Here is a 23,719-nt window from a genome sequence, read left to right on the forward strand (position 1 = left end):
ATGTTGATCCCGCAAGAAATGCTCGAACCCGAAACCCTCACGCGCCTGATCGAAGACTTCGTCACCCGTGACGGCACGGACAATGGCGACGAAACTCCGCTCGATACCCGCGTCGCCCGTGTGCGACGCGCGCTGGATAAAGGCGAGGCGGTGATCGTTTTTGATGCCGAGAGCGAACAGTGCCAATTGGCAATGAAGCGCGACGTGCCGAAGCAATGGCTGGAAGAGTGAGCAGAACTACATTCAGCTTTTTGTAGGAGCCAGCTTGCTGGCGAAGCTTCGGAATTTTAAGCGCTTGGCCAGCAAGCTGGCTCCTACAGACGGTATTTCATGAGGGAATCGCGCGGGGCCCTAGCAAGATAATCAACGCGCCCACCACGCAAAACGCCGCGCCGATCCAATCGGTGCTCAGCGGCCGCGCCCGTTCCACCACGCCCAACCAGAACAACGACGCCACCACGTAGATGCCGCCATACGCGGCATAGGCGCGCCCGGCGTACGCCGCTTCCACGCGGGTGAGCAGCAACGCAAACAGCACCAGGCTGATAAGCCCCGGCGCAATCCACCAGGCACTTTTGCCCATGCGCAGCCACGACCAAAACGCGTAGCAGCCGGCAATTTCAAACAGCGCGGCGAGGAAGAACCACAGGTAATTGAGCATGCAAATGCGGCCTTGGCGAGGTTAGCTGTGCAACGCGCCTTCGCGTTCCCAGGCGCAGCGAACCAGTAGGCCGCCGCTGTCTTGCGGACTATGAAAACCCTGTTCCGATTCCCAGCGAAAGGTGTGGCTGCCGCTCAGCTCGGTTTCCAGGTGCACCACTGCGCTGCCCCAGTACAAGCGCTTGAGCAGCGCTTCGAACTGCTCGACCCACAAACTCCATTCGTATTCGATGGCCCGGTAGCTGGCGCCGAAATGGATGACTTGCGTCTGGTACAAGCCTTCGCCGAGCTGTGGGCAAAACGAAAACATGTCGCGCCCAATAAAAGGCCAGGCATCGCCGCTGGGCAGGGCTCGCAGTTCACGCCTGTTGATCGCACGACGCACACGCGCCTGCTCTGGATCTGTCGACGGCCAGTCGCGGATGCAGCCATAGACGATGGATTCAGACTCCAAGCGGGTACTCCAGACAGCAGGGAAATAGGGCGCCGCAGATATTACCAGCGGGTAGGTGTCAGGGGCAGCGGCAAATGCTTGGGGCTAGCGCCCAGCTCAGAGCCGCCCGTAGGAGCTAGCTTGCTAGCGAACCCTGCAAACGCACATTTCAGCATCATCGTTTGCAGGGTTCGCCACCAAGGTGGCTCCTACAAGGTGGTGGTCACCGGCTGTGGAATGGCCACACACTGCGTGCCCGCGCGCAAATACGGTTGCAGCGTCGGCGCCATGCCTTTGAGCACTTGCACCGGCAACGCCGAGGTAAAGCGGAAGCCTTCCGCCGCCCGCCCGGGCACGAAGGCGGTGAGGGTGCCGAAGTGGTTGTCGCCCAGGTAAAACACAAACGTGGCGGTGCGGTTCAGCGAGCGCGAACTGAGAATGCGCCCGCCCGCGCCGACGCTTTCGATGCGGTTGTCGCCCGTGCCGGTTTTGCCGCCCAGGGTCATGGCGCTGCCGTCGTCCAGGGTAAAGCTGCCGTTCAAGCGCCGTGCGGTGCCCTTGGCCACCACCTGCGCCAGGGCGCCGCGCAAGGCCGTCGCCACCTCGCTGGAGAGCACGCGCTTGCCTTGATCGGGGTTGGTACTTAGCTGCGTTTCGTAAGGCGTACCGGCGGCAAAGTGCAGCCCGTCGATGCGCACGGTGGGCTGGCGAATGCCGTCGTTGAGGATGATGCCCATCAGCTCCGCCAACGCCGCCGGGCGATCACCCGAGCTGCCGATGGCCGTGGCAAGCGAGGGCACCAAATGATCGAAGGGGTAACCCACGCGCTGCCAGCGCTGGTGGATGTCCAGAAACGCTTCAACCTCCAACATGATGCGAATGCGGCTGTCGCGCGCGCTTTTGTGCCGACTCTTGAACAGCCAGCCATACACTTCCTGGCGCTGGCTGTTACTGGCGGTCACCGCTTCGTTAAAGCTGGCCTGCGGGTGTTGCAGCAGGTAGCCGAGCAGCCACAATTCCAGCGGGTGCACGCGGGCGATATAGCCTTGGTCGGGCAGGCTGTAAGCGCCGGGGCCGTATTTTTCATACAACTCGTGGACGCGTACCGGCCCGACTTTTTCGGCCACCAGGTGCGCGTTGATAAACGTGCCAAAGGTGGCTTCGTCGACATCCGGCATCAGGTAACGGTGCACCGCCGCCAGGCGCGAAGCGGTGGGGTGCATGCCGTCGAGAAACGTGTCGAGCCGTTCAGTGGCGTTCTTGCCTTGGTACTTGCGCCAGAAACGCAGCAAAAACACCGTGCCTTCGTGGTCGGCAAAACGCTGCAGATAGTCCTTGCGCCGGGGGTCGTGATCATCTTTGAGCAATTGCGCGCTGCTGTTGCTGGCTTGGTAAGTGCTGTAGCGCACCACGTCGCGCATCAGGCGAATGAACGGCAGGTTGATCGACTCTTGCAGCGACTCGCGCATGGTCGGAATACGGCCGTTGTCTTCGCGGCGGAAGTTGTTGAAGTGGTGCAGGCCGCCGCCGGTGAAAAACCGTTCGCCGGGGTTTGCCGAATAACGCCGCTCCAGGGCGGCGTCGAGCATGGCGCTCAGGCTGGGATCGTTGCCGGCGGCCAGGTAATCGACGGCCCAGCGCGTGAGGTAATCCTGCTCCGGCACCTCGACCTTGCGCAGCTGCGCCGGGGTTTGGCCGACGAAGCGGCGGTGCAGTTCATCGATGATTTCCAAATAGGTGGTCAGTACCCGCAGCTTGGCCGTGGAGCCCAATTCCAGCTTGCTGCCCTCGTTAATATCGAACGGCTGGTCGGTGCTGTCGGTTTGCACCCGTACCCGTGAGCCGTCCGGCGTGCGCTCGAACAGGGTGAAGCTGTAGCGCACCGCTTGCGTGGTTTGCGCGGTCAGCAAGTGGTCGCCGAGCAGCCCAGCCTGGGCGGCGAAAGCGGGGTCGGCCAGGCGCTGCAAGTAATCGCTGGCGGCTTGCTGCAATTGGCCGTTGAGAGTGGTGGTGGCGGCGAGGTCGAGGCGGTCGAGGTCGTACAGCGGTTTATTCAGCAGGCTCGACAAGCGGCTGCGCGCCACGCTGATGCCTTTGTTGCTTTCCACCATTTGTACGCCGGGCTGGGCGCTGAGATCGCGCCAGGTGGCGGTGCTGGCCAAGGCGGCATCGCGCAGCGCCGGGTCGATCACGCCACCGCTGGCCAAAATGCGGATGTGGCTGTCGGTCAGGGTCGCCAACTGGCTGTGGCCCTGAGCCAGGTAATAAGAAGGGCGGCGCTGAGCGATCATCAGCGACAGCACCTGGCGCAGGGCCAGACCGCGTTGCGCCACGTCGGCCTTGGCATCGCTCAGCAGGCGGTTCACTTCACCGAAGTCGGCGCCATACCAAACCCGCAGGCCATCGGCCATGCCATGCACCTCGCCATACCCCGGCGCCGCCGACAGCGGCACGCTGTTGAGGTAGTCACGCACAATGTTTTGCCGGGCGGGCAGGGTCTGCGGCCCGTTCTGGTAGGCGCGCACGCTGGCCGAGGCCATTTGCTTGAGTTTGTCGACGCCCGAGAGGGTCAGGCCATCGGGAGAATGGCGGTACTTTTCCAACTGCGTGGCCAAGGTGCTGCCGCCGGCCGATTGGCCTTGAACGTCGAGTTTTTTGCCGACCTGGGTGATGGCTGCCATCACGAACCGAGGCCAGTCGACAGCCGGATTGCTCAGCGGCTGCTGCGGGTCGAGCAGGTAGCGGTTTTCGATGAACAGCAGGCTATTGACCACCAAGGGCGGAATGTCGCTGAAGTGGGCGTACAGCTGCTGCGGGTACGTGAAGCTGTACAGCGGCGCGCCTCGGCAGTCGGCGATGGCCAGGCCGCTTTGCAGTTTTTCCGGGTAGGGAATAAACAGGCCGTGGCGGCTGTATTCCATCAAGGCGGGCGAAAAGCGCGTTTGCTGCTGGATGAGGTAATCGCGTTTTTGCAGGCGCTCCAGCATGTCTGGCAAATAGGCGTAGCCCAGGCGTTTGTCGAACGGGCCGTATTCGGGGTAGCGGATGGCGTTGCTCGGGCCTTCAGCCAATTCATAGGTGAGCGTGGCGGCGTAGCGGCTCAGTTCGCGGGATTGAAACCGGGCGGTGGTGGTTTCTTCGTAGACCAGCCAGGCGCCAGCGACCACCAGAAACAACAGCGTTAACCAGAAGGTTCGCCGCACCGCCCGGCGCCAAGGGGAGCGGGGTGGCGGGCGTTTTGCGTTGGGCAAAGGAGAGGAAGTCAGGCCGGGCACCGTTTGCTCAGCCGAATTACTGTTCGATTGCCACAATGCGCCCATATCAATATTGGCCTTGGCTCTGCGTTGCTCTGCATGGGTTAAAGCGTAGACGCTGTTGTCGGCGGCAAAATGCGGTTAACGTCTTCGCGCGTGTTTTTTCTCTTTTCTTCGAGCGCCACCATGCAACGCGATCATCGAGAACAGCTCAATTTCAGCTGGCAGGCCAACGCCGACGCCTGGACCGCCGCCGTGCGCGAACAACGCATTGAAAGCCGACGGCTGGTTACCGACGCCGCCATCGTGCGCGCCATTCTGGCCTGCGAACCCAAGCGCGTGCTGGACATCGGCTGCGGCGAAGGCTGGTTGTGTCGCGGCTTGATGGCCCATGGCATCGAAGCCGTGGGCGTGGATGCCTCGGTGCCGCTGATCGAAACGGCGCGGGCCATTTGTTCCGGGCAATACCGCGTGTGCGGTTACGCCGATCTTGAAGCGCAGGCGCCGCTGCTGGGCAAGTTCGATGTGCTGGTGTGCAACTTCGCCTTGCTCGACGAACCGCTGGCGCCGGTGCTGAATGCCTTGCACAGCCTGATCGCACCGGGCGGCGTGTTGCTGATTCAAACCATCCACCCGTGGAGCTCGCGGGGCGAAGGGCAGTATCAGGACGGTTGGCGCGTCGAGCATTTCGAAGGGTTTGGCGAGGGCTTTGCCGAACCCATGCCGTGGTTCTTCCGCACCCTGGAATCGTGGCTGACGCTGCTGGCCGAAACAGACTGGCGCTTGCAGTGGCTGCAAGAGCCGCTGCATCCGGAAAGTGAACAACCGGTGTCGCTGCTGCTCTTACTGAAATCCGGGCTCCGTTCTGAGCCCAGATAAGTCGAGCCCACGTCAACCGAGCCAGCCACGGATGCCTCCATGAATCTACTGCTTAACATCGACGTTCCCGACCTCGAAGCGGGTATCGCCTTTTACACCCAAGCGTTCGGCGTGCACCTCAAGCGCTACCTGTTCGACGGCCAGGTGGCGGAGCTGCTGGGTGGCCCCGTGCCGATCTACCTGCTCGCCAACCCTACCGGCAGCCAACCGTGCAAAGGCGCCGCGCGCCAGTACCAGCGGCACTGGACGCCGGTGCACGTCGACATCGTGGTCGATGACCTGGCCGCCGCCTGCGAACGCGCCATTGCCGCCGGGGCGAAAAACGAAACGCCGATCCGCCACGAAGCCTGGTGCAGCATCGCCACCTTTGCCGACCCGTTCGGCCATGGCTTCTGCCTGATGCAATGGAACGGCGACGGTTATGCCGAAGTGGAAAGTGCCGCGCCATCGCACTGCGCCTTGTAGGAGCCAGCTTGCTGGCGAAGCTGTTGGTTTCCAAGATTCGCCAGCACGCTGGCTCCTACGAAAAAACAGAACAAAAAATTGGATAAGGAACGCCCCATGCACACCGTTCAACTCGCCAACCAAACCCTTCCGGCCATTGGCCAAGGCACCTGGCGCATGGGCGAGCGCGCCAGCGAACACCGAGCCGAAGTAGACGCCCTGCGCCTGGGCGTGGAATTGGGCATGCGCCTGATCGACACCGCTGAAATGTACGGCGAAGGTGGCGCGGAAAATGTGGTGGGCGATGCCCTGCAAGGCATTCGCGATCAGGTGTATCTGGTCAGCAAGGTGTACCCGCATAACGCCAGCCGCCGAGGCGCCATCGAAGCCTGCGAGCGCAGCCTCAAACGCCTGCGCACCGATACCCTGGACCTGTACTTGTTGCACTGGCGCGGTCAGTACCCGCTGGACGAAACCGTCGAGGCGTTCGAGCGCTTGCGTGAGCAAGGCAAAATCCGCGACTGGGGCGTGTCCAATTTCGACCTCGACGACATGCTCGAACTGAACAACCGCGCCTGCGCCGCCAACCAAGTGCTTTACAGCCTGGAGCAGCGTGGTGTCGGCTTTGATTTGCTGCCTTGGTGTCAGCAGCAGCACATGCCGCTCATGGCCTATTGCCCGATTGGGCAGGGCGGTCGGATGCTGGCCGATGTCACGCTGAACCAGATCGCCGAGCGCCGTGGTGTCGGCGCGGCGCAGGTGGCCCTGGCCTGGCTGGTGCAGCAAGGCGGCGTGATCGCCATTCCCAAAGCGGTGACGCCCAGCCACGTGCGCGCCAACGCCGCTGCCCTTGAGTTGACCCTGGACGCCGCCGACCTGCGCCTGCTCGACGGCGTATTCCCGCCGCCGACGCGCAAGCAACCGCTGGCCATGGTGTAACGCCCAATGCTCAAGCGCCGTGGTGTGACGCTCAGCCTATTTAGTTGCGCAATTGCCGTAGCGCTCAGCGCGGCGGTGCTGGTGACGGCGCCGTTGCCTGTGCAAAAGCTGCACAACGCCGTGTTCGACCAATACCAGCGCTGGCAGCCGCGCGCCTATAACAACGCGCCCGTGCGCATTATTGATATCGACGAAGCCAGCCTGGCGCGCCTTGGCCAATGGCCGTGGCCACGCACGCGGGTGGCCGAGTTGGTGACCAAGCTGCATGAGGCGGGCACGGCGGCGATTGTCTTCGACGTGCTGTTTGCCGAGCCGGACCGCACCTCGCCCGCGTCGCTGTTGAAAGACCAGGGGCTGGACGATGGGCTGATCAGCCAACTGCAAGCCTTGCCCGATCACGATGCGCAACTAGCCAACGCGCTGACCGCGCGCAACGTGGTGCTCGGCTTTGCTACCGAGCGGCGCGGTGCGGGCGGTGAATTACCCCTGAGCCGCTTTGGCCTGGTGACTGCCGGACAACCGCCGCTGGCGTTTCTGCCCAGTTACGCCTCGGCCGTGCGCGCCTTGCCGGCACTGGAACAAGCGGCGGCCGGTACGGGCGCGCTTACGTTCGAGCCCGACACCGACGGCGTGGTGCGCAAAGTGCCGTTGTTACTGGCGCTGGGCGAGCAAGTGCGCCCATCGCTGGTGGCCGAAGCCTTGCGCGTCGCGCAGCGGGCCGGTATGTACCGGGTGCGCAGCGGCGAGGCAGGCGTGGAGCAAATCGACATCGGCCGCGTGCAAATTCCTACCAACCGTCGCGGCGAGTTCTGGGTGCATTTCACCGAGCCGCAAGCGGCGCGGACCATTCCCGTCTGGCAGGTGCTGGCCGGGCAGGCGCCGGACGGCCTGGCCGGTAGCATTGCTCTGATCGGCACCTCGGCGCAGGGCCTGCAAGACCTGCGCTTCAGTCCATCGGGCGGCATCATTCCCGGCGTGGAAGTCCATGCGCAGGCGCTGGAGCAAATTCTCAGCGGCGAGTTTTTACAGCGGCCGGGCTGGGCGGTGGCGGTCGAAGCGCTGGTGCTGGTGCTCGGCAGCTTGCTGGTGGCGCTGCTGGCGCTGCGCCTGCCTGCGCTGGTGGCGGCCGTGCTGACGGCGCTGCTGATCGGCGCGGCAAACGGCGCCAGTTGGTACGCCTTCAGCGAGCACCGCTTGCTGCTTGATCTATTCACTCCCGGCATCGGTCTGGCACTGGTTTACAGCGTGGCGAGCATCAGTCACCACGTCGCCAGTGAGCGGGAACAGCGCTGGGTGCGCGAGGCGTTCTCGCGTTACGTGTCGCCCAACTTGGTCAAACACCTAGTGGATAACCCCGGCCAACTGACCCTCGGCGGCAAACGTCAGGTGTGCAGTTTTGTGTTCACCGACCTCACCGGCTTTACCGAAATGATGGAGCGGCAAAGCCCTGAAGCCGTGGTCAGCCTGCTGAACGATTACCTGGAAGAAGTGATCGGCATCGCCTTCCGCCACGACGGCACGCTCGACCGTATTGTTGGCGATGCCGTGGCCATTATGTTTTCAGCGCCGCTGCCACAGGCCGACCATGCGCAGCGCGCGCTGAACTGCGCGCTGGAAATTGACCGCTTTGCGCAAGGTTATGTCTCGCAGTTGCAAGCGTGCGGCACCGCCTTCGGCCAAACCCGTATCGGCGTGCACAGCGGGGAAGTGGTGGTGGGCAATTTCGGTGGCTCGACCATTTTCGACTACCGCGCCTTGGGCGACCCGGTGAACACCACCTCGCGCCTGGAAAGTTTGAATCAACACCTCGGCACGCGCGTGTGTGTGTCGGCGGCTATTGCGCGCAGCAACCCGCACGTGCCGATGCGCCCGGTGGGCAAGGTGCAGCTCAAGGGTAAGTCGGCGGCGGTGGAAGTGTTCGAGCCGTTAGGCACGGCGGACGAGGCGTATGACGCCGCTTACCTATTGTTGATGGCCGGTGATGCCGGCGCGTTGGCGGCATTCGCAGCGCTGCATGAGCAGCGCCCGAACGATGGCTTGGTGCAGTTTCACTGGCAGCGGTTGTTGGCGGGAGAGCAGGGCGATGCGTTTGCCATGAACCGCAAGTGAGCTAGCGGACGATGATTTCCACGCGCCGATTGCGCGGTTCGGGGGTGTCGTCCGGCGTTTTGATCAGCAAATTGCTTTCGCCGTGGGACGTCACCACCAACTCGATGACCTCGATGCGTTCCTTCTTGAACATCTCGGCGATGGCCGTGGCGCGCTTGAGGCCGATTTGCTCATTCCACTTGCTCTTGCCTTCGGTGTCGGTATGGCCGATTACCGACACCGCCGACGGCCCGCGCTCGCGCAAGGTGACGAGCACGTTCTGGAAGTCGGCTTTCGAGGCTTTGGTGAGGTTCGCCGTGCCGGTGTCGAAATACAGACGGAAGGTCACCGGCAGTGCCGGTTGCGCGCCGAGTGCGGCGGAGAAGTCTTGCTGCACGCGTGGCGGCTCGACGGCAAAGGTGTTGACGGTTTTGCCGTCGAGCGCCACGGCGTTGAGCTTTTTATCGACACGGGTGCTGCCGTTCGCCGTTTGCACGACGATGGCGCCGGTGGTGCCGTCGGGGCTTTCCATCAACACCACATAAGACTTCGACGTGGCACAGCCCGTGGCGCACAGGGCCAACAGCAGAACGGCTAGGCCGCGAATCAGATACCCAGGCATGAACAGGCTCAGTCCACCTTCACCAGAAAATGGGTGCCGCGCACGCCGATGGTGCCGGTGGGGGTATTGATCTCCACGGCTTCGGGTTTGAGCTTGGCGATCACACCCGAAATGTAATTGAGCGTGCCGTGGGTGATCTTCGCGCTGAGCTTGAGGTCTTGCTCACTGGGCTCGTACTGGAACGCATCGAAACTCAGCTGGCTGTTCGGGCCGAACGACATCAACGTGTTGTCTTCCAGCGTCACGCCCAACGAGCCGTTGGCGCCGGTTTTGATCGAGCTGCCGACAAAAACTGGCATTCCGACCTTGGCGGGCTGCGGCTTACCGTCGACAATAACGGCCGCTTCACCCTCGGTTTTCATTACATAGCCAATGGCTTTGCTAGCGACAGGTTGCGTCGACGGCTCGTCGGCGGCATGCAGCCATGACGAAAAAAACAGTGGCGCAAGCAAACCGCATAACCATAGGCTGGTTTTTTTTGGCACAAACATACTAGTCTCCCTGATGACCCGAATTCTTGGGCTCAACACCCTCTGAGCAAGCTGGGTAGAACGGTGCGAAACGTGTGACGCCGTATTGTCGCTACTTATAAAAGCTGCGATCAACGTGATTTGCCAGTATTACGGCAAAAAGGAAATTTTAATAACGGGTTGCAGTATGACAACAGGATTTATCAAGTTCAGATTTAAGAACTGGTCAGTTGTTCTAACCGCGTTTTTTCTTCTGCAGTTGCTGCCGATTCTGGCACTGACTTTTGGCCTCGCGCCGACCACTGTGCTGTGCCTATCGGTGCTGGTGCTTTTGTGCACCTTGCCGTTGGCGCTCAACGGCATGGACAGCATCAACCGCACCATCGAACGCCTGGCCGAAGACACGCGCCTGATCCGCAATCTGGACTTCTCCGGCGAGCAGCCCAAAGCCTCGATGTTCCATGAGGTCGACAGCCTCAACCGCAACCATTCAAGCATGAAGGCCGCGTTGCAGCTGCAAACCCAAACCTTGCAGGAAACCCAAGCCAAGCTCGCCAGCCTGGTGGAAAACGGTTTGCTGTTGTCCTCCGAACGCGACCGCGATGCGCTGCTCAAGCACATCCTGATGCAGGGCAAACTCATCTGTAACGCGCAAGCCGCGACCATGTACCTGAAAACCGAGAACGACACCCTGCGCTTTGCGTTGCGCTCGATGGACGACGACCTGCCGGCCAGCGAAATCGTGCTGCACGACCCCGTTAGCGGCCTGCCCAACGAGCGTCATGTGTCCACCTACACCGCGTTGCACAACAAGGCCGTGGTGATCGACGACGTGTACGCCGAAACCCGTTTCGACCTCAGCGGCACCCGCCATTTCGATGCCGAGTCGGGCTACCACACCGTGTCGATGCTCAGCGTGCCGTTGGCGCCGCGTCAGGGCGAAGTGATTGGCGTGCTGCAGTTTATGAACGCGCTCGACCCGCTCACCGGCGAGGTGGTGGCGTTCTCGCCGCAAGTGCTCTCGTTTGTCGGCGCCCTGGCTTCGCAAGCCGCCATCGCCCTGGACAACCACAACCTGATCGACGCGCAGAAAGCGCTGATCGACGCCATGATCGAAATTCTCGCCGGCGCCATCGACGCCAAAAGCGCCTACACCGGCGCCCACTGCGAACGCGTGCCGGAGCTGGCGCTGATGCTGGCCGAAGAAGCCTGCAAGGTCAGCGAAGGGCCATTGGCCGATTTCAGCTTCAACTCGGCAGACGAATGGCGCGAATTCCGCATCGGCGCCTGGCTGCACGATTGCGGCAAAATCACCACGCCCGAACACGTGGTCGACAAAGCCACCAAGCTGGAAACCATCTACAACCGCATCCACGAAGTACGCATGCGCTTTGAAGTGCTGCTGCGCGACGCCCATATCGCTTGCCTGGAAGCCATTCGCGATGGTGTTGACGAAGACCTCGCGCGCGCCGACTACCAGCGCGCCATGGCGCAGTTGCAAGACGACTTCGCCTACGTGGCTGAATGCAACATTGGCAGCGAGCTGATGGAGCCTGAGCGCATCGAGCGCTTGAATCAGATAGGCAAGCGGCTCTGGCTGCGCCATTTCGATGATCGACTGGGGTTGTCCGAAGGTGAATTGCACCGCGTCGAGCACCTTGCAGTGGTGGAATTGCCGGCGCAGGAAGCGCTGCTGGCCGACAAGCCGCAGCACATCTTCCCGCGCCTGGCGAGCCGCGAGTACGACCCCAAATACGGCTTCAAGGTCACGGTGCCCGAGCACCTGTACAACTACGGCGAGCTCTACAACCTCAGTGTCAGCCGCGGCACGCTCACCGCCGAAGAGCGTTACAAGATCAACGAGCACATCATCCAGACCATCATGATGCTGGAAAACCTGCCGCTGCCCGCCAACCTCAAGCGCGTACCCGAATACGCCGGCACCCACCACGAAACGCTGATGGGCACCGGATATCCACGGCAATTGGATAAAGACAAACTGTCGATTCCGGCGCGCATCATGGCCATCGCCGACGTGTTCGAAGCGCTGACTGCCTCTGACCGCCCGTATAAGAAAGCCAAGACCTTGTCCGAATCGGTGCGCATCTTGGCCAACCTGCGCGACAAGGGGCATATCGATGCCGACCTGTTCGCCCTGTTCCTGCGCAGCGGCATGCCGCAGCGTTACGCCAAGCGCTACTTGCAGCCGGAACAGATCGACGAAATCGACATCGCGGTTTTCCTCCCCGCCTGATCAGTCAGCCTTCACCACCCGCGACTCCCCCGTCAGATAAAACTGCCCGCCTGCCACATAGTGCAGGCTGCGCAGTTCGGGGTCGGCGTGTTCGAACTGCCAATGGCCATTGGCAAAGGCGCGAGTGTCAGCCCAGGCGCCGACCACCTCGGCAATGAACAGGTCATAGGTCTCCTCGTTATGTGGTTCGGGAATTCGCCGGCAGGCCAGCCAGGCGGAGCAACCCGCCACGAACGGCAAGTCGTAGCCGGCAAACTCCAACACCTGCACGCCGGCATGGGCGAGCTTGTCGGCGTCGTCCGCCAGGCTGTGGTTGCCCACCGTGTGGGTCAGTTGGGCTTGGGCCGCCGTGGGCACTTGAATTACAAATTCGCCGCTGCCTTCCACCAAGGCGCGGGTGCGTGTGGCTTTGTCGATGACCACAGTGAGCTTGGGCGGCGAAAAGTCCAACGCGCAGGCCCAGGCCGCCGCCATCACGTTGGTCACGCCGGCATGGCGCGCCGACACCAAAACGGTGGGGCCGTGGTTGAGCAGGCGATAGGCTTTGGACAATTCCACCGGGGCAATACTGGGGCTCATGGCGATACTCGTGGCTGAGAGTTAGGCGGAAATAGTAACGGGGAGGGCGTCTCGATGCGAAAGCTCGCTTTCGCGGCAAGCGTCCTACCGGATGTTCAGCTGGGCATTCTGTGCTGTCGGGTGTACAGTCATTTGCATTATCTGTGTCAGTCAAATGACTGAAGGAGTAGCCCCATGGCTTCCCGTAAAAAACCCGCAAACGCCCGAGCAAAAGACTACGACAGCGCCGAAAAGCCGGAGTGCGCGCCTGCCGGCGTTGCTGAAATGCCGGCCCATTACCACCACGCCGCGCCAGCCGCGATTTGGAATGTGCCGGCGGGCATCGTCTGGCCGGATGAGCCCACTGACTTCCCCGCCATCACCCGCAGCCTCCAAACCATGAGCGACGAGGTTCAGGTGGGCGTCATTCGCCACGGGCTGAGTGCGAATCTGGCTCGCAGCCTGGGGCAAACATTTGATATCTCGGTGGGCGAGTTATCGAAGGTGTTGCTGGTCTCCGAGTCCACTCTTACTCGCAAGAGCCGCGACAACGCCTTGCTCGACCCGTCCACCACCGAGCGCGTGTTGCGCATCGCCGCCATTACGGCGCTGGCAATCGAGGTGTTCGAAGACGAAGCCAAAGCCACCGCCTGGATGAAGCGCGACAACGTGGCCCTGGGCGGCCAGGCGCCGCTGTCGTTATGCGACAACGACATCAGCGCCGCCCAGGTGCGCCGGGTATTGCGCGCGATTGAATACGGTGGCGTGGTCTGATGCGGGCGTGGCGACTGTGCACTGCGAAATGGGCACACAACTTTGACGGCATGGGCGCCGCCAAGGAAGGCGGGCGCTGGAACGAGCAAGACGTGCCGGCCATTTATCTGGCCCTGGATTCGTCCACCTGCGTATTGGAAACCTTCGTTCACCAAAGCGGCCCACCGCAGATGCCGCTGGTGATGGTGGAGTTAGCGCTGCCCGACGACGCCAGTCTTTACATTCAGCCGGCCCTCAGCGACCTGCCGCCAGGCTGGGACCGGCTGCCTGCCGATGTACCGAGCCGCGCCTTCGGCACCGAGTTTCTGCAACGGTCCGGCAAGTTCGGCTTGATCATTCCCTCGGTGGTTAACCCCTTGGCTAACAACCTCGTGCTGACCCCCAACCACCGCGCGCGCTTCGACATTGCGGTGGTCAGCACCCATGCGTTTATCTACGACGCGCGGATGTTTAGCCTTCAGTAGCCTGTTCAGCGCACGGGAAATAGTCCTTCGTCTCGCGGAAAAACAGGTCCATCGCACAAACCGGCAGCCTCAGCCGAGGCAGCGCTTGGCAAGCCAGCAACCGCTGACTACAGTGCGCCGAGCGCAGCCCTGCGCCATGGCGTTATGGTGTGTTCCGGTGCATTGAACAACGCGTTGAAGTAGCGCGCACAGCCATAAATGGAGGCAGGACAATGTCCACGCAAAACGATATTCGCTTCACCAACGCCATTCCTATCTTGCGCATTTTCGACGAAGCGAAAGCGCGGGAGTTTTATCTGAGTTTCCTCGGTTTCAACGTGGAGTTCGAACATCGCTTCGAACCTTCATTACCGTTGTACATGCGCATTGAGCGCGCCGGTTTAAGCCTGCACCTATCCGAACACCACGGCGATGCGTGCCCCGGCTCAACGGTCTACGTGCCGATGGAAAACATCGAGGCTTATCAGGCCGAGCTGTTGGCCAAGCAATACGGCTACGGCCGCCCGGGAATCGAAACCATGCCGTGGGGAAAAGTCATGGAAGTGCATGACCCGTTCGGAAACCGCATCCGGTTTAATCAGGCTTGATCGAAATCGACGTTGCGCACAGGCTGGCTGCGTTTCGCCATGAACGGTATGGCCGTATATCCACTCTACAAAGCGGCCCAGACTGAAAAGGACTTTCCCCATGCAAGACTCCACACCGCCCCCTATGGTCGTCACCCTACCGAACAGCACCTTCGCCGAACGCTTCACGCCGCTGCGCGCCACCTTGCTCGACCCCGAGGGCGTTTTCAGCGGTTCGCAAATGCATGCCGACCTCACCGCACTCATTTCGCTAGCCAAAGCCCAGGGCGAAAATTCCGCCGAGCTCGCTGAGCTCTATGCCTCGCTGGCGCTGCTACAGGGCAAGCGCGATGAGTGGGAAGAGCAGCGCAGCTTCGGCCTGCAAGCGTTGGCGATTCAGCAGCGCAACCCCGTGCTGCCGCCCGACGAGGTGCTGGCGCTGCATTACAGCTTGTCGATGGGCGCTGCCGAGCTGGAGCTGACTGAAGAAGTGATCGAACACCTTCACGCCGCCATTGCCCTGATTCCACAAGACCGCACCCTGGACGTGCGTCAGCAGTTCGGCTTACGTCAGGAGCTGGGTTACTGGCTGCACATTCATGGCGAGTACGCTGCGGCGCTGGCCTATAACCAGCAACTGTTGGCCGATGCTGAAGCCACGTTCGGTGCCGACGAAGCCGAGCTCACCGGCATGCTCACCAACCTGGCGCAAAACGCGTACGAGCTAAAAGACATAGCGCAGAGCGAGGCGTACCTGCGACGCGTGGTGAGCCTGTCGCGCCAGCACGACAAGCTCGATATCGAGCTCGATGGGCTGTTTCAACTCGGCGTGCTGGCCCATGAGCAGGGCGACAACGCTCAGGCCCTGGCCTATTTCCAGCAACGCGTAGAACTGGCTAAAACGGCAGACGACCACTACCTGCTCGAACGCGCCGAGGAAGACCTCGCCGAGTTTCACCAGCGCGCGAAGCAGTAAAAAGCGTGAGCGAAACCCTCGAGCTCCCCGACATCGCGAACACCTCCGGCAACCCCATGCGCACCGTGCCGCCGCAAGCGCGAGGCGGCAGCTGGGGCGCGTTCGTGTTCGGCGGCGTATGGGCGTTGAGCAACGGCGTGTGGTTTGGCGCGCTGAGCTTTCTGGCCTTTATGGCGCCGTTCATGGTGCAGCGCTACACCGCGCTCAACACTCTGGCCACACTGCTGGGCATGGGCGTTTGGCTATACATAAGCGCACGCGGCCGCACCTTGGCGTGGCGGCATAAACGCTGGGCCAGCTACGCGCATTTTCATGCCGTACAGCGTCGATGGTCGAAGGTCGCCAAGGTTGTGTTTGCGCTGACGCTGGTGCTCAGCACTGCGTTTGCCGTGGCGTTTTGGCTGATGCTGAGCGCGGGGCTCAGCGCAATGAAGGGGTAAGCAGTCTGCATGGTCGCGTGTTTCGGCGGCGCCGCTGACGCCGCCTTTCGCTGATCAGGTTTCTCTCGCAGCGCTCGCCGAAATGGGTTGAACAGTCAGCTCGACGCCGAGTGCGTTCATCAGCTTCTTGACGGTTACGAAGCGAGTTTTTTCTCCGCCTTTGAGCGATTTATACAAGCTCTCACGGTTAACGCCCGCAGCCTGCGCCACATTGTTTACGCCCTTGGCTTTGGCAACTTCGGCGAGTGCTTTCATAAGAAGCTGCGGATCTTGCGCCTTCAGCGTTTCAGCGAGGTAGGCGCTGATTGTTTCCGGACTGTCCAAAAAACGTGAGGCTTCATAAGGCGTGGTTTTGGAAAGATCCACTTCCAGTATCGGCATATTGGCCGGGTCGAATTTTTGCTCGCTCATTTTCAGTTTCCTCGCAAAGCAATGAGAATTTCTCTAGCCCGCTTAATGCCTCGACGCTGGTCCGACTTATCGCTGCCCCAAAGCAGCAGATAAGCCGTTTGGCCGACGCGCACGAAATACACGCGGTAACCTGGACCCACAAACACGCGCATCTCGCTCATGCCTTCACCGACCGACTCGCAGTCCCCGAAATTGCCGAGCTCCGCTCGATCCATTCGACTTAGTACGGCTGCTTTCCCTGAACGGTCATCGAGGCTATCTAGCCAAGTATCAAACTCACGCGTCCTGCTGAGTACGTTAATCATAGTCTCGCCTGTAGCCTGCTGGCTACTTTTCATATTCGTCATAGGTACAGACGGTCACGCAAGCGTGTCCAACTGCGCGTTTTAGGACGAATTCGTTAATAGATGACCCGTGCTTGATGCAATTGGCCGAGAGCGAGAAGTCTTAACGCGCGCCAAAGGCCGCGCTAGCGTACCGTTCCGTTTACGTTCAGTTGCTTTCGTTTCCCAGGTGAGGGCTTTTCTATGAAATGCGCGATTTGGCGCGTGCGGCATGTAGTGATGGTTGCTGTCATTGCCGCAGCACCCGGCTGCGCCACCGTGAGCGAAACATTCAATGAGAACGCGCAATGCGGCGCCCATCCCTATTGTGGAACGGCCACTGAAATTGAGTATTTGAAGGGGCTGACCGATGGCAACGCCGGGCCGCTGGCTGCGTTCATTCCGCTGGTGGTTATCGACATCCCGTTGTGCCTGGTAGCCGACACGCTGTTTCTGCCCTACACCGTGTTCAATGGTCCCGCGCCGCCGCGCCCATAGAGGGAGCGCGTTTTGTGCGGGTGATGTGCTGGAGGCTTACACAGATTTGAACAGTCCCTCGTCCGCAAGCGGGAGAGGGGCTTTGCTTGCAGGCGAAACGAATCAGTCGTCCATCTTGAGAACAGCTTTGACCTTGTCGATGACTTTCAGAATATCGAAGGGCTTTTCCAACACGTCGATAAACAAGTCCGGGCGACCGACGCCCAAATGAGCCTGCGCGCCGCTCATTAGAATCATCGGCGTATTGGCATGGGTTTCCCGTTTGCGTACCGCTTCGGCGAATTCGATGCCGGTCATGCCCGGCATCATAAAGTCGGTGATGATCAGGTCCGGGCGTTCGCGGTCGAGAATTTCCAGGGCTTTCTGACCACGACCTGCTGTCACGGTGAGGATGCCCTCGTCTTCGAGCGCGTAGCTCAAAATGTCCGCGATCAAATATTCGTCGTCGAGAATCAACACCGTCTTCATAGCGCCCCTGCTGTTTTGCAGAGCACTTGGAAAACAGGCAGGAACGTCGTTGTTCCCGTCGTTGATTGTGTCGCCCAGCGCATGCTTCAGACCTTCTTCACTGATATACCAGGAGTTCCGATGACAACTTCCATCAAAGACGGGTCATAAGCGCTATCTCTTATTTTCAGAATCGATAGTTGGCGTTGAAGTTCAGAACCATTTTGCTCAAACCGGACGAGGAGCAGGTTGTCGACGATGCTTGAGAGATCTGGCGCCGGGGCGTCGATCTGGCTGCCGAGCAAACTCTGGATTTCCCAGGTGGCCAGCACGGTCACGCCGCGGGAGCGAAGTTCGGCCATTAAGGCCGAATAGAAATCTTGCACCCGTGAACGGTCGGCCGATACGCGCGCCATGCCGCCCAGGCTGTCGATGAATACGCGCTTGATCCCGTACTTCTCGACGGTATCGAGCAAGGCGTAACCCAAGCGATCGATCAGGCCGGCGGTGGTCGAGTTCCACATCACATGGAGTGCGCCACTGGCTTCCATGGCTTTGAAATCATGACCCAAAGCCGCAGCTTTAAGGCGCAGACGCTGTGGCGACTCGTAGAAGCCGAAGTACAGGCCAGGTTCCTGCTCCGTGCACTCGCCAATGAACTCGATGCCAATGGAGGTTTTGCCCGCGCCTGCAGGGCCGGCCACCAGGGTTACGGAGGAGCCTGCCAGACCGCCGCCGATGACCTCGTCGAGCGAGTCGATGCCGCTACTAATGCGCACCAAGTAATCGCTGTCGGGGCGCGAGGGACGATTGAAAAAGCTTTCAAAGCGCGGGTATACGATAAGGCCGTCGTCGGTAATTTCGAATTCATGCACACCCGCCAACGCGCCGCTGCCCCGGGTTTTTCGCAGCTTGATGCGTCGCACGGTTCGCGGCCCGATGGCTTCTTCGCCAATCTCAATCACGCCATCGACCATGGTGTGTTCGGGGCTGCCGTCTTCCAACTGTGAACTGGTCAAAAACAAAACGGTGCAGCCGGCAAATGCGGCGTGCCCTTGGAGTTCGGAAATAAACTTTTTCGTGTCGATAGGCGATTCGGCGCGCGAGCGAGCGTTAAGCAGCCCGTCGAGAATCATGACGGTGGCTTTCTGCCGACTGATCTCACGGCGCAACAGCTTCACCACTTCTTCCAGCCCTTCGTTTTCCAGGGTGTCGAAAGCGCTGACAAATTGGATGTTTTCGCCGATCTGGGTCTTGTCGAAAAAGCTCAGGGTCGACAAGAAATGAAACAGCCGGTCATGCGGCTCTGCGAGCAGGGTGGCGAACAGTACGCGGCCGCCATTGTTCACATGATTAAAGCCAAGCTGGTTCGCCAGAATCGTTTTGCCCGACCCTGGCCGCCCTTGAATAATGTACGACGCGCCCGCAACAAAGCCGCCCTTCAACAGCGTATCCAGGCCGGCGATTCCACTTTTGAGGCGTTTTAACTGATCCAAACCTAAGCCCTCTGCTGATCTCAACCAGCTTCGAAAGATGCGCGTGCAACGTGGTTGTATGTGGCGCGCATTGTTGCCGGTTTGAGCGCGTATTCCTAGCCGTGCCGTTGATGCATCAGCCGCAGGCCAGCTTGCGCGTCATGAGCCATTCGGTAGAGATGGGAACTGCAAGATCGTTCAATGCCAATAACTTGAAGATTGGAAAAATGCGATGGCCCGACCATTCCCACTGAAGTGGACGCTTACGCTTCGGGTTTCTGGCTGTAGCCATAGAAAGCCAGCGATGCCAGATTCTTGTTTTTGGCTTCCAGCATGATATCGAAGCGGTCGAGAAACTGCAGGGCGTAATCGTTGGTCCAGCGGTTCCACATCATGTCGCTGTGGGCATACAGGTCGCGCTTGGACACAACCTTCAGCAGCTCCGCCATTTCCAGTTTCTGCTCGGCATCGAACCCGAGCGCCTGCAGGCTTTCAGGCGGCTGCGAGTAGTGCATGGTGGGGCGCAGCCCGCGCCAGCTGTCGATCACGCGCTGCACCCTGGGGTCGCCAGGGGCGATGTAGTCGTTCTCGTGAATCCAGCAATGGTGGATGTCCAGCACCACGGGCGCCAGGTCGGCCATTTTCAGGCAGTCATCCAGCCCATAGGTTTTCTCGTCGTTTTCAAACGTGATGCAATGGCGCGCCACCTCCGACAGCCGCGCCCACACCGCGCGCGTGCCCTCCACACCCAAGCGCCCGGCGATATGCACATTGCACTTGAGGTCTTGGAAGCGCTGGCCGTAGCCCATCATGCGAATCATGTCAGCGTGGTACTCGAACTCCGCCACGCTGTTTTCCACCACACCGGGATTCTCCGAACCCAACACGCAGTACTGGCCGGGATGAAACGACAAGCGAATATTCGCCGCCCGTGCTGCCGTGCCGATGGCGGCGAAGCCGTCGACAAGCTGCTGCGCAATGGCCGGGTCCTGATAAAACCCGTGCACTTTCGGGTGGCTATAAAACGGCAGCAAGTCGCTGCTCAACCGCAGCATGCGCAAGGGCAGCGGCAACTCGGCCACATACGCCAGCAAACGCAGCTGCGCGGCCAGGTTATGCAGCACCACCTCCAATAATTTTTCCCTCGCCACCTGCGGCTCTACGCTTTCCATCCAGCGCAGGGTGGTGGTGCGTGGGTTGAAAGGGGTTTCCACCAGTTTTAGCGCCGAGGGCGACAGCTCACGGTCTGGGTGTTTGTACTGGCAGGCGAAACCGATTCGAGGGTGGGTCATAGCGAGGCCTGGCGATAATGGGGTGTGAGGGCGCGCAGCTTATACAACCTTAGGTTTCTGGCGTGGCTGGGGTTCACTAATTGTGTGAGTGCTTGGTGCGTATTTATGTGTATTGGGTATGACTGCATTGTGCGGGCTGCGATTTATTGAATAACTCTCGCGCGCTACCGTGGCCGCTCGCTTACGTTTGGAGGCAGCGCCTTATGAACAGAACGCTATTAGGTTTGGCCGTGTGTGTGGCCAGCCCGTTTGTAGAAACTGCGGCAGGCGCGGGCGAGATTAGCGCCGCGCAGCACATCAGCCGGGCCGGCGAGCAAGCCGCCGTCAAAGGCCCGGATGACTTCTTCACCGGTCCCGTGCGCGTCGAGCCCTTGTTTGCCGCCGACAAAGACATTGAAGTGTCCGGCGCCTACGTCACCTTCGAGCCCGGCTCACGCTCGGCCTGGCATACCCATCCGGCTGGGCAACGCTTGGTGGTGACGTCAGGCATTGGCTTGACGCAGGAATGGGGCAAGCCCGTGCAGGAAATTCACCCCGGCGATGTCGTGGTGTGTCCGCCTGGCGTCAAGCATTGGCACGGTGCAGCGCCATCCTCGCCAATGACCCATCTGGCACTCACCGGCACGGTGGATGGCAAGGCCGTCGACTGGATGGAAAAGGTTTCCGACGAGCAATACCAAGCCGGCCAAGCCCACGCGCCTCGACCCGAGGCAACTCCTGCAGCCGCCTCGCAAACGCTGTCGGCTAAACAGCAAGCCATTCCGTTAATGGCGGCGGCCGTGGCGGCGAGCGACCTGCCCGCACTCGACGCTGCACTGAACCAAGGCCTGGATGCTGGATTGACCGTCAGCGAAGCCAAGGAAATTCTGGTGCAGCTCTACGCCTACAGCGGCTTCCCGCGCAGCCTCAACGCCCTGGGGCAACTGATGAAAGTGCTTGAGGCCCGCAAGCAGCGGGGCATCACCGACGTTCCGGGCCGTGAACCGAGTCGAGCAGCGCCCACCGGCAATGCCTTGCTCGCCGCCGGTACGGCAAACCAGACACACATTGCCGGCGCGCCCGTGCAGGGTCCTCTGTTCGATTTCGCCCCGGCGATCAATCAGTTCCTGCAAACGCATTTGTTCGGCGACCTGTTCGAGCGCGACAACCTCGACTGGCAAAGCCGTGAGCTGGCAACCGTCGGCGCACTCGCCGCCACGCCTGGGGCCGAGTCGCAACTGCGCGCGCACATGGCCGCAAGCCTTCGGGTTGGCTTGACCGTTGCGCAGCTGGAACAGGTGGCGCAGGTGTTGGCCGACCACTACGCCGCCGAAGCGGCGCAACGCGCTCGCGATGCCTTGGCCGCAACGCGCTAGGCGTTACGCCGAATAACGCAGGGCCTCGCGCAGCAGCGTAAACGCGGTCGAGGCCTGGCGGCGGCTGGGGTAATAAAGGTGATAGCCGGAGTAGGGCGTGCACCAGTCGGCCAGCACCTGAACCAGGCGGCCGGCTTCGATATGCGGCCGCAGAATGTCTTCGGGCATAAACGTCAGGCCCAGCCCCTGCAGCGCCGCGTCCAGGCGCAAGGCGATGGTGTTGAACACCAGTTGCCCTTCAACCCGCACTTTCAGTTCCTGACCCTTCTTCGAAAACTCCCATGGGAAGATCCCGCCGTAAGTCGGCAGGCGCATGTTGATGCAGTTGTGCTGCATCAGATCGCGCGGCACTTTCGGCCGAGGGTGGCGGTTGAAATAGTCAGGGGAGCCGACAACCGCAAAGCGAAAATCAGGGCCGATGCGCATCGCAATCATGTCTTTGGCCACCTGCTCACCGAGGCGCACGCCCGCGTCGTAGCCTTCGGCGACGATGTCGGTCAGGCCGTAGTCGACGATGATCTCGACGTTTAGATCCGGGTGTTCTGGCAGCAGCTTGGCCAGCATCGGTTGCAGCACCGTGTTGGCCGAGTGTTCGCCCGCCGTAATGCGTAAGGTGCCGGCCGGCTTGTCGCGGAACTCGCTGAGCAGCGCAAGCTCCTCCTTGATCTCCTCAAACCTTGGCGCGACCACGCGCAACAAATGCTCACCCGCTTCAGTGGGCGAAACACTGCGCGTGGTGCGCGCCAACAAGCGCACGCCCAAGCGCTCTTCCAACTGGCGCATGGCCCGACTCAGCGCCGGCTGCGACATACCCAGCTGGGCCGCCGCGCGGGTAAAACTGCGCTCCTGCGCCACCACCGCAAACAGCGCGATTTGGTCGTAGCTCTCAGTGGCCATTTATATATTCCCGCTATGAGTTGCCGCCGATTATGCCAGCTGTGCGCAACAGAGCTGCCCGGATGTCGTTTGTGGGAATGGCCGGCGTCGCGTACTGCGCGACCATAGGCAAAGGCACGACCAACGAGGCACCTGGCATGCAACGTCGAACCTTCAGTGACGTGATGAAAAACAAAAACTACCGCTATCTCGACGACGAAAAAACGCCGGCGAGCAAACAAACCCGCGTCGGCTTCCTGCTACTCGAACACTTCTCCCTGCCGGCCTTCACCCAAGCCCTCGACAGCCTGGTGACCGCCAATTTGCTGCAAAGCGGCCTGTTCGCCGTGCGCCACTTCAGCCTCGACGGCAATGAAGTGATCAGCGACCTGGGCCTTGTCATTCGCCCAGACGCCATCTTCAACCACGCCTGCCTGGGCACCCTCGACTTGCTGGTGGTGTGCGGCGGCTACCGCACCGCCTTGCACGCCAGCGCCGACTTGAACCGCCTATTAAAAGACGCCGCCGCCCTGAACATTCCCCTTGGCGGCCTATGGAACGGCGCCTGGTTTCTCGGCAATGCCGGCTTGCTCAACGGCTACCGCTGCGCCATTCACCCCGAACACCGCTCCGCCCTGGCCGAAGTGGCGAAACGCGCCGAAGTCACCAGCGAGCCCTACGTCATCGACCGCGACCGCCTGACCGCCTCGTCCGCCTCGGGCGCGCCAACGTTGATTCTTGAATGGATCAAACAACTGCACACCCGCGCGCTGGTCGACGGCATCGAAGACATCCTCGCCTTCGAAGCCTCCCGCTATCGTCGGGTCAACCCCAAATCCCTGCTGAAAATCAGCGACCCCACCCGCGAAGTGGTGCAGCTAATGGAAGCCAACCTGGAAGAATTGCTCGAACTCGACCAACTCGCCGACTACGTCGGCCGCTCCCGCCGCCAAGTCGAACGCCTCTTCCGCGAACAACTCGGCACCACGCCACAGCGCTACTACCTTGAACTGCGCATCACCGAAGCACGGCGGCTGTTGCAACACACCAAGCTGTCGGTGGCCGAGGTGGCGCTGGCGTGCGGGTTTGTGACGGGGAGTCATTTCAGCCGCTGTTACAGCTCGTATTACGGGTATCGGCCTTCTAAGGAGAGGCGGTTGGTGTGAAGCGGCTGGGAATGTGAAAAGCAGAAACAAAAAGCCCCGCATCAGCGGGGCTTTT

At 61.1% G+C, this 23,719-nt stretch carries 25 protein-coding genes and 1 pseudogene; 14 read left to right on the forward strand and 12 right to left on the reverse strand.

What is annotated here, in order from left to right:
* The gene (locus AC0IW7_RS17715; RefSeq protein WP_471819730.1) at positions 1-231 is read left to right on the forward strand and encodes a YheU family protein; all 231 of its coding nucleotides are present in this window, start codon (positions 1-3) and stop codon (positions 229-231) included.
* Between the two features lie 97 nt (positions 232-328).
* Here AC0IW7_RS17715 and AC0IW7_RS17720 read toward each other — a convergent pair whose 3' ends face one another.
* The 3 genes from AC0IW7_RS17720 to AC0IW7_RS17730 form a co-directional block, all read right to left on the reverse strand.
* Entirely contained in the window at positions 329-661 is a 333-nt protein-coding gene (locus tag AC0IW7_RS17720; protein WP_122493805.1) for a YnfA family protein, read from the reverse strand.
* 21 nt (positions 662-682) lie between these two features.
* Positions 683-1,114: a hypothetical protein gene (locus AC0IW7_RS17725; RefSeq protein ID WP_122493804.1), complete on the reverse strand. Its 432-nt coding sequence runs from the start codon at positions 1,112-1,114 to the stop codon at positions 683-685.
* Positions 1,115-1,302: 188 nt separating this feature from the next.
* Positions 1,303-4,413 (reverse strand): transglycosylase domain-containing protein, encoded by a 3,111-nt coding sequence (locus AC0IW7_RS17730; RefSeq protein WP_471819732.1) that lies wholly within the window; start codon positions 4,411-4,413, stop codon positions 1,303-1,305.
* Between the two features lie 120 nt (positions 4,414-4,533).
* On the opposite strand from AC0IW7_RS17730, the gene AC0IW7_RS17735 reads away from it, so the two are divergent.
* The 4 genes from AC0IW7_RS17735 to AC0IW7_RS17750 all read left to right on the forward strand — a co-directional run bounded on the left by AC0IW7_RS17735 (position 4,534) and on the right by AC0IW7_RS17750 (position 8,718).
* The gene (locus tag AC0IW7_RS17735) at positions 4,534-5,226 is read left to right on the forward strand and encodes a class I SAM-dependent methyltransferase (RefSeq protein WP_122493802.1); all 693 of its coding nucleotides are present in this window, start codon (positions 4,534-4,536) and stop codon (positions 5,224-5,226) included.
* Between the two features lie 39 nt (positions 5,227-5,265).
* The gene (locus AC0IW7_RS17740) at positions 5,266-5,691 is read left to right on the forward strand and encodes a VOC family protein (RefSeq protein ID WP_471819734.1); all 426 of its coding nucleotides are present in this window, start codon (positions 5,266-5,268) and stop codon (positions 5,689-5,691) included.
* 96 nt (positions 5,692-5,787) lie between these two features.
* A complete protein-coding gene (locus AC0IW7_RS17745; RefSeq protein WP_471819735.1) occupies positions 5,788-6,609 on the forward strand; it encodes an aldo/keto reductase in 822 nt (273 codons plus the stop codon).
* Positions 6,610-6,615: 6 nt separating this feature from the next.
* Complete coding sequence (locus AC0IW7_RS17750; RefSeq protein ID WP_471819737.1) at positions 6,616-8,718, forward strand: CHASE2 domain-containing protein; 2,103 nt, start codon at positions 6,616-6,618, stop codon at positions 8,716-8,718.
* Position 8,719: 1 nt separating this feature from the next.
* Here the strand turns inward: AC0IW7_RS17750 and AC0IW7_RS17755 are convergent, their stop codons facing one another.
* Together AC0IW7_RS17755 and AC0IW7_RS17760 are read right to left on the reverse strand one after the other, a co-directional pair.
* The gene (locus tag AC0IW7_RS17755; protein WP_471819739.1) at positions 8,720-9,319 is read right to left on the reverse strand and encodes an OmpA family protein; all 600 of its coding nucleotides are present in this window, start codon (positions 9,317-9,319) and stop codon (positions 8,720-8,722) included.
* Positions 9,320-9,327: 8 nt separating this feature from the next.
* A complete protein-coding gene (locus AC0IW7_RS17760; protein ID WP_471819741.1) occupies positions 9,328-9,810 on the reverse strand; it encodes a FecR family protein in 483 nt (160 codons plus the stop codon).
* Positions 9,811-9,976: 166 nt separating this feature from the next.
* Here AC0IW7_RS17760 and AC0IW7_RS17765 point away from each other — a divergent pair, with 166 nt between their 5' ends.
* A complete protein-coding gene (locus AC0IW7_RS17765) occupies positions 9,977-12,043 on the forward strand; it encodes an HD domain-containing phosphohydrolase (RefSeq protein ID WP_471819743.1) in 2,067 nt (688 codons plus the stop codon).
* On the opposite strand, the gene AC0IW7_RS17770 is transcribed toward AC0IW7_RS17765, so the two are convergent.
* On the reverse strand, positions 12,044-12,622 hold the full coding sequence (locus AC0IW7_RS17770; RefSeq protein ID WP_471819745.1) for a flavin reductase family protein: 579 nt from the start codon (positions 12,620-12,622) through the stop codon (positions 12,044-12,046).
* Positions 12,623-12,796: 174 nt separating this feature from the next.
* On the opposite strand from AC0IW7_RS17770, the gene parS reads away from it, so the two are divergent.
* The 5 genes and pseudogenes from parS to AC0IW7_RS17795 all read left to right on the forward strand — a co-directional run bounded on the left by parS (position 12,797) and on the right by AC0IW7_RS17795 (position 15,821).
* On the forward strand, positions 12,797-13,375 hold the full coding sequence (gene parS, locus AC0IW7_RS17775; RefSeq protein ID WP_471819747.1) for a type II RES/Xre toxin-antitoxin system antitoxin: 579 nt from the start codon (positions 12,797-12,799) through the stop codon (positions 13,373-13,375).
* On the forward strand, positions 13,375-13,839 hold the full coding sequence (locus tag AC0IW7_RS17780; RefSeq protein WP_471819749.1) for an RES family NAD+ phosphorylase: 465 nt from the start codon (positions 13,375-13,377) through the stop codon (positions 13,837-13,839). The genes parS and AC0IW7_RS17780 overlap by 1 nt, the downstream gene beginning before the upstream one ends.
* A 218-nt stretch (positions 13,840-14,057) precedes the next feature.
* A pseudogene (locus AC0IW7_RS17785) lies at positions 14,058-14,426 on the forward strand (glyoxalase superfamily protein); the annotation flags it as partial.
* A gap of 100 nt (positions 14,427-14,526) precedes the next feature.
* The gene (locus tag AC0IW7_RS17790) at positions 14,527-15,381 is read left to right on the forward strand and encodes a tetratricopeptide repeat protein (RefSeq protein WP_471819750.1); all 855 of its coding nucleotides are present in this window, start codon (positions 14,527-14,529) and stop codon (positions 15,379-15,381) included.
* A 5-nt stretch (positions 15,382-15,386) separates the two neighbouring features.
* Positions 15,387-15,821 carry a hypothetical protein gene (locus tag AC0IW7_RS17795; RefSeq protein ID WP_471819752.1) on the forward strand — a complete coding sequence of 145 codons (435 nt, stop codon included), beginning with the start codon at positions 15,387-15,389 and terminating at the stop codon, positions 15,819-15,821.
* A gap of 54 nt (positions 15,822-15,875) precedes the next feature.
* Here the strand turns inward: AC0IW7_RS17795 and AC0IW7_RS17800 are convergent, their stop codons facing one another.
* Together AC0IW7_RS17800 and AC0IW7_RS17805 are read right to left on the reverse strand one after the other, a co-directional pair.
* Positions 15,876-16,232, reverse strand: a complete 357-nt coding sequence (locus AC0IW7_RS17800; RefSeq protein ID WP_471819753.1) for an addiction module antidote protein — start codon at positions 16,230-16,232, stop codon at positions 15,876-15,878.
* A gap of 2 nt (positions 16,233-16,234) precedes the next feature.
* Complete coding sequence (locus tag AC0IW7_RS17805) at positions 16,235-16,537, reverse strand: type II toxin-antitoxin system RelE/ParE family toxin (protein ID WP_471819754.1); 303 nt, start codon at positions 16,535-16,537, stop codon at positions 16,235-16,237.
* A 222-nt stretch (positions 16,538-16,759) separates the two neighbouring features.
* On the opposite strand from AC0IW7_RS17805, the gene AC0IW7_RS17810 reads away from it, so the two are divergent.
* Positions 16,760-17,053 (forward strand): YceK/YidQ family lipoprotein, encoded by a 294-nt coding sequence (locus AC0IW7_RS17810; protein ID WP_471819756.1) that lies wholly within the window; start codon positions 16,760-16,762, stop codon positions 17,051-17,053.
* A 102-nt stretch (positions 17,054-17,155) separates the two neighbouring features.
* On the opposite strand, the gene AC0IW7_RS17815 is transcribed toward AC0IW7_RS17810, so the two are convergent.
* From AC0IW7_RS17815 to AC0IW7_RS17825, 3 genes are all read right to left on the reverse strand, one after another.
* Positions 17,156-17,521: a response regulator gene (locus AC0IW7_RS17815; RefSeq protein ID WP_122493787.1), complete on the reverse strand. Its 366-nt coding sequence runs from the start codon at positions 17,519-17,521 to the stop codon at positions 17,156-17,158.
* A gap of 86 nt (positions 17,522-17,607) precedes the next feature.
* Positions 17,608-18,996 carry an ATPase domain-containing protein gene (locus tag AC0IW7_RS17820; protein WP_463539634.1) on the reverse strand — a complete coding sequence of 463 codons (1,389 nt, stop codon included), beginning with the start codon at positions 18,994-18,996 and terminating at the stop codon, positions 17,608-17,610.
* Between the two features lie 242 nt (positions 18,997-19,238).
* The gene (locus tag AC0IW7_RS17825) at positions 19,239-20,267 is read right to left on the reverse strand and encodes a UV damage endonuclease UvsE (RefSeq protein WP_471819758.1); all 1,029 of its coding nucleotides are present in this window, start codon (positions 20,265-20,267) and stop codon (positions 19,239-19,241) included.
* Positions 20,268-20,470: 203 nt separating this feature from the next.
* Between AC0IW7_RS17825 and AC0IW7_RS17830 the strand changes: the two genes are divergently transcribed.
* Positions 20,471-21,622 (forward strand): (R)-mandelonitrile lyase, encoded by a 1,152-nt coding sequence (locus tag AC0IW7_RS17830; RefSeq protein WP_471819760.1) that lies wholly within the window; start codon positions 20,471-20,473, stop codon positions 21,620-21,622.
* A 3-nt stretch (positions 21,623-21,625) separates the two neighbouring features.
* On the opposite strand, the gene AC0IW7_RS17835 is transcribed toward AC0IW7_RS17830, so the two are convergent.
* Positions 21,626-22,519 (reverse strand): LysR family transcriptional regulator, encoded by an 894-nt coding sequence (locus AC0IW7_RS17835; protein WP_471819762.1) that lies wholly within the window; start codon positions 22,517-22,519, stop codon positions 21,626-21,628.
* 137 nt (positions 22,520-22,656) lie between these two features.
* On the opposite strand from AC0IW7_RS17835, the gene AC0IW7_RS17840 reads away from it, so the two are divergent.
* Positions 22,657-23,664 carry a GlxA family transcriptional regulator gene (locus AC0IW7_RS17840; RefSeq protein WP_471819764.1) on the forward strand — a complete coding sequence of 336 codons (1,008 nt, stop codon included), beginning with the start codon at positions 22,657-22,659 and terminating at the stop codon, positions 23,662-23,664.
* The last annotated feature ends 55 nt before the right edge of the window (positions 23,665-23,719 follow it).

The sequence above is a fragment of the Pseudomonas sp. AC229 genome, assembly GCF_979254655.1.

Coding starts and splice junctions, on each gene's coding strand:
- AC0IW7_RS17810 (WP_471819756.1), top strand. CDS start 16,760: ATGAAATGCGCGATTTGGCGCGTGCGGCATGTAGTGATGGTTGCTGTC.
- AC0IW7_RS17760 (WP_471819741.1), bottom strand. CDS start 9,810: ATGTTTGTGCCAAAAAAAACCAGCCTATGGTTATGCGGTTTGCTTGCG.
- AC0IW7_RS17750 (WP_471819737.1), top strand. CDS start 6,616: ATGCTCAAGCGCCGTGGTGTGACGCTCAGCCTATTTAGTTGCGCAATT.
- AC0IW7_RS17735 (WP_122493802.1), top strand. CDS start 4,534: ATGCAACGCGATCATCGAGAACAGCTCAATTTCAGCTGGCAGGCCAAC.
- AC0IW7_RS17720 (WP_122493805.1), bottom strand. CDS start 661: ATGCTCAATTACCTGTGGTTCTTCCTCGCCGCGCTGTTTGAAATTGCC.
- AC0IW7_RS17765 (WP_471819743.1), top strand. CDS start 9,977: ATGACAACAGGATTTATCAAGTTCAGATTTAAGAACTGGTCAGTTGTT.
- AC0IW7_RS17770 (WP_471819745.1), bottom strand. CDS start 12,622: ATGAGCCCCAGTATTGCCCCGGTGGAATTGTCCAAAGCCTATCGCCTG.
- AC0IW7_RS17780 (WP_471819749.1), top strand. CDS start 13,375: ATGCGGGCGTGGCGACTGTGCACTGCGAAATGGGCACACAACTTTGAC.
- AC0IW7_RS17755 (WP_471819739.1), bottom strand. CDS start 9,319: ATGCCTGGGTATCTGATTCGCGGCCTAGCCGTTCTGCTGTTGGCCCTG.
- parS (WP_471819747.1), top strand. CDS start 12,797: ATGGCTTCCCGTAAAAAACCCGCAAACGCCCGAGCAAAAGACTACGAC.
- AC0IW7_RS17825 (WP_471819758.1), bottom strand. CDS start 20,267: ATGACCCACCCTCGAATCGGTTTCGCCTGCCAGTACAAACACCCAGAC.
- AC0IW7_RS17830 (WP_471819760.1), top strand. CDS start 20,471: ATGAACAGAACGCTATTAGGTTTGGCCGTGTGTGTGGCCAGCCCGTTT.
- AC0IW7_RS17730 (WP_471819732.1), bottom strand. CDS start 4,413: ATGGGCGCATTGTGGCAATCGAACAGTAATTCGGCTGAGCAAACGGTG.
- AC0IW7_RS17790 (WP_471819750.1), top strand. CDS start 14,527: ATGCAAGACTCCACACCGCCCCCTATGGTCGTCACCCTACCGAACAGC.
- AC0IW7_RS17840 (WP_471819764.1), top strand. CDS start 22,657: ATGCAACGTCGAACCTTCAGTGACGTGATGAAAAACAAAAACTACCGC.
- AC0IW7_RS17835 (WP_471819762.1), bottom strand. CDS start 22,519: ATGGCCACTGAGAGCTACGACCAAATCGCGCTGTTTGCGGTGGTGGCG.
- AC0IW7_RS17800 (WP_471819753.1), bottom strand. CDS start 16,232: ATGAGCGAGCAAAAATTCGACCCGGCCAATATGCCGATACTGGAAGTG.
- AC0IW7_RS17715 (WP_471819730.1), top strand. CDS start 1: ATGTTGATCCCGCAAGAAATGCTCGAACCCGAAACCCTCACGCGCCTG.
- AC0IW7_RS17815 (WP_122493787.1), bottom strand. CDS start 17,521: ATGAAGACGGTGTTGATTCTCGACGACGAATATTTGATCGCGGACATT.
- AC0IW7_RS17805 (WP_471819754.1), bottom strand. CDS start 16,537: ATGATTAACGTACTCAGCAGGACGCGTGAGTTTGATACTTGGCTAGAT.
- AC0IW7_RS17745 (WP_471819735.1), top strand. CDS start 5,788: ATGCACACCGTTCAACTCGCCAACCAAACCCTTCCGGCCATTGGCCAA.
- AC0IW7_RS17740 (WP_471819734.1), top strand. CDS start 5,266: ATGAATCTACTGCTTAACATCGACGTTCCCGACCTCGAAGCGGGTATC.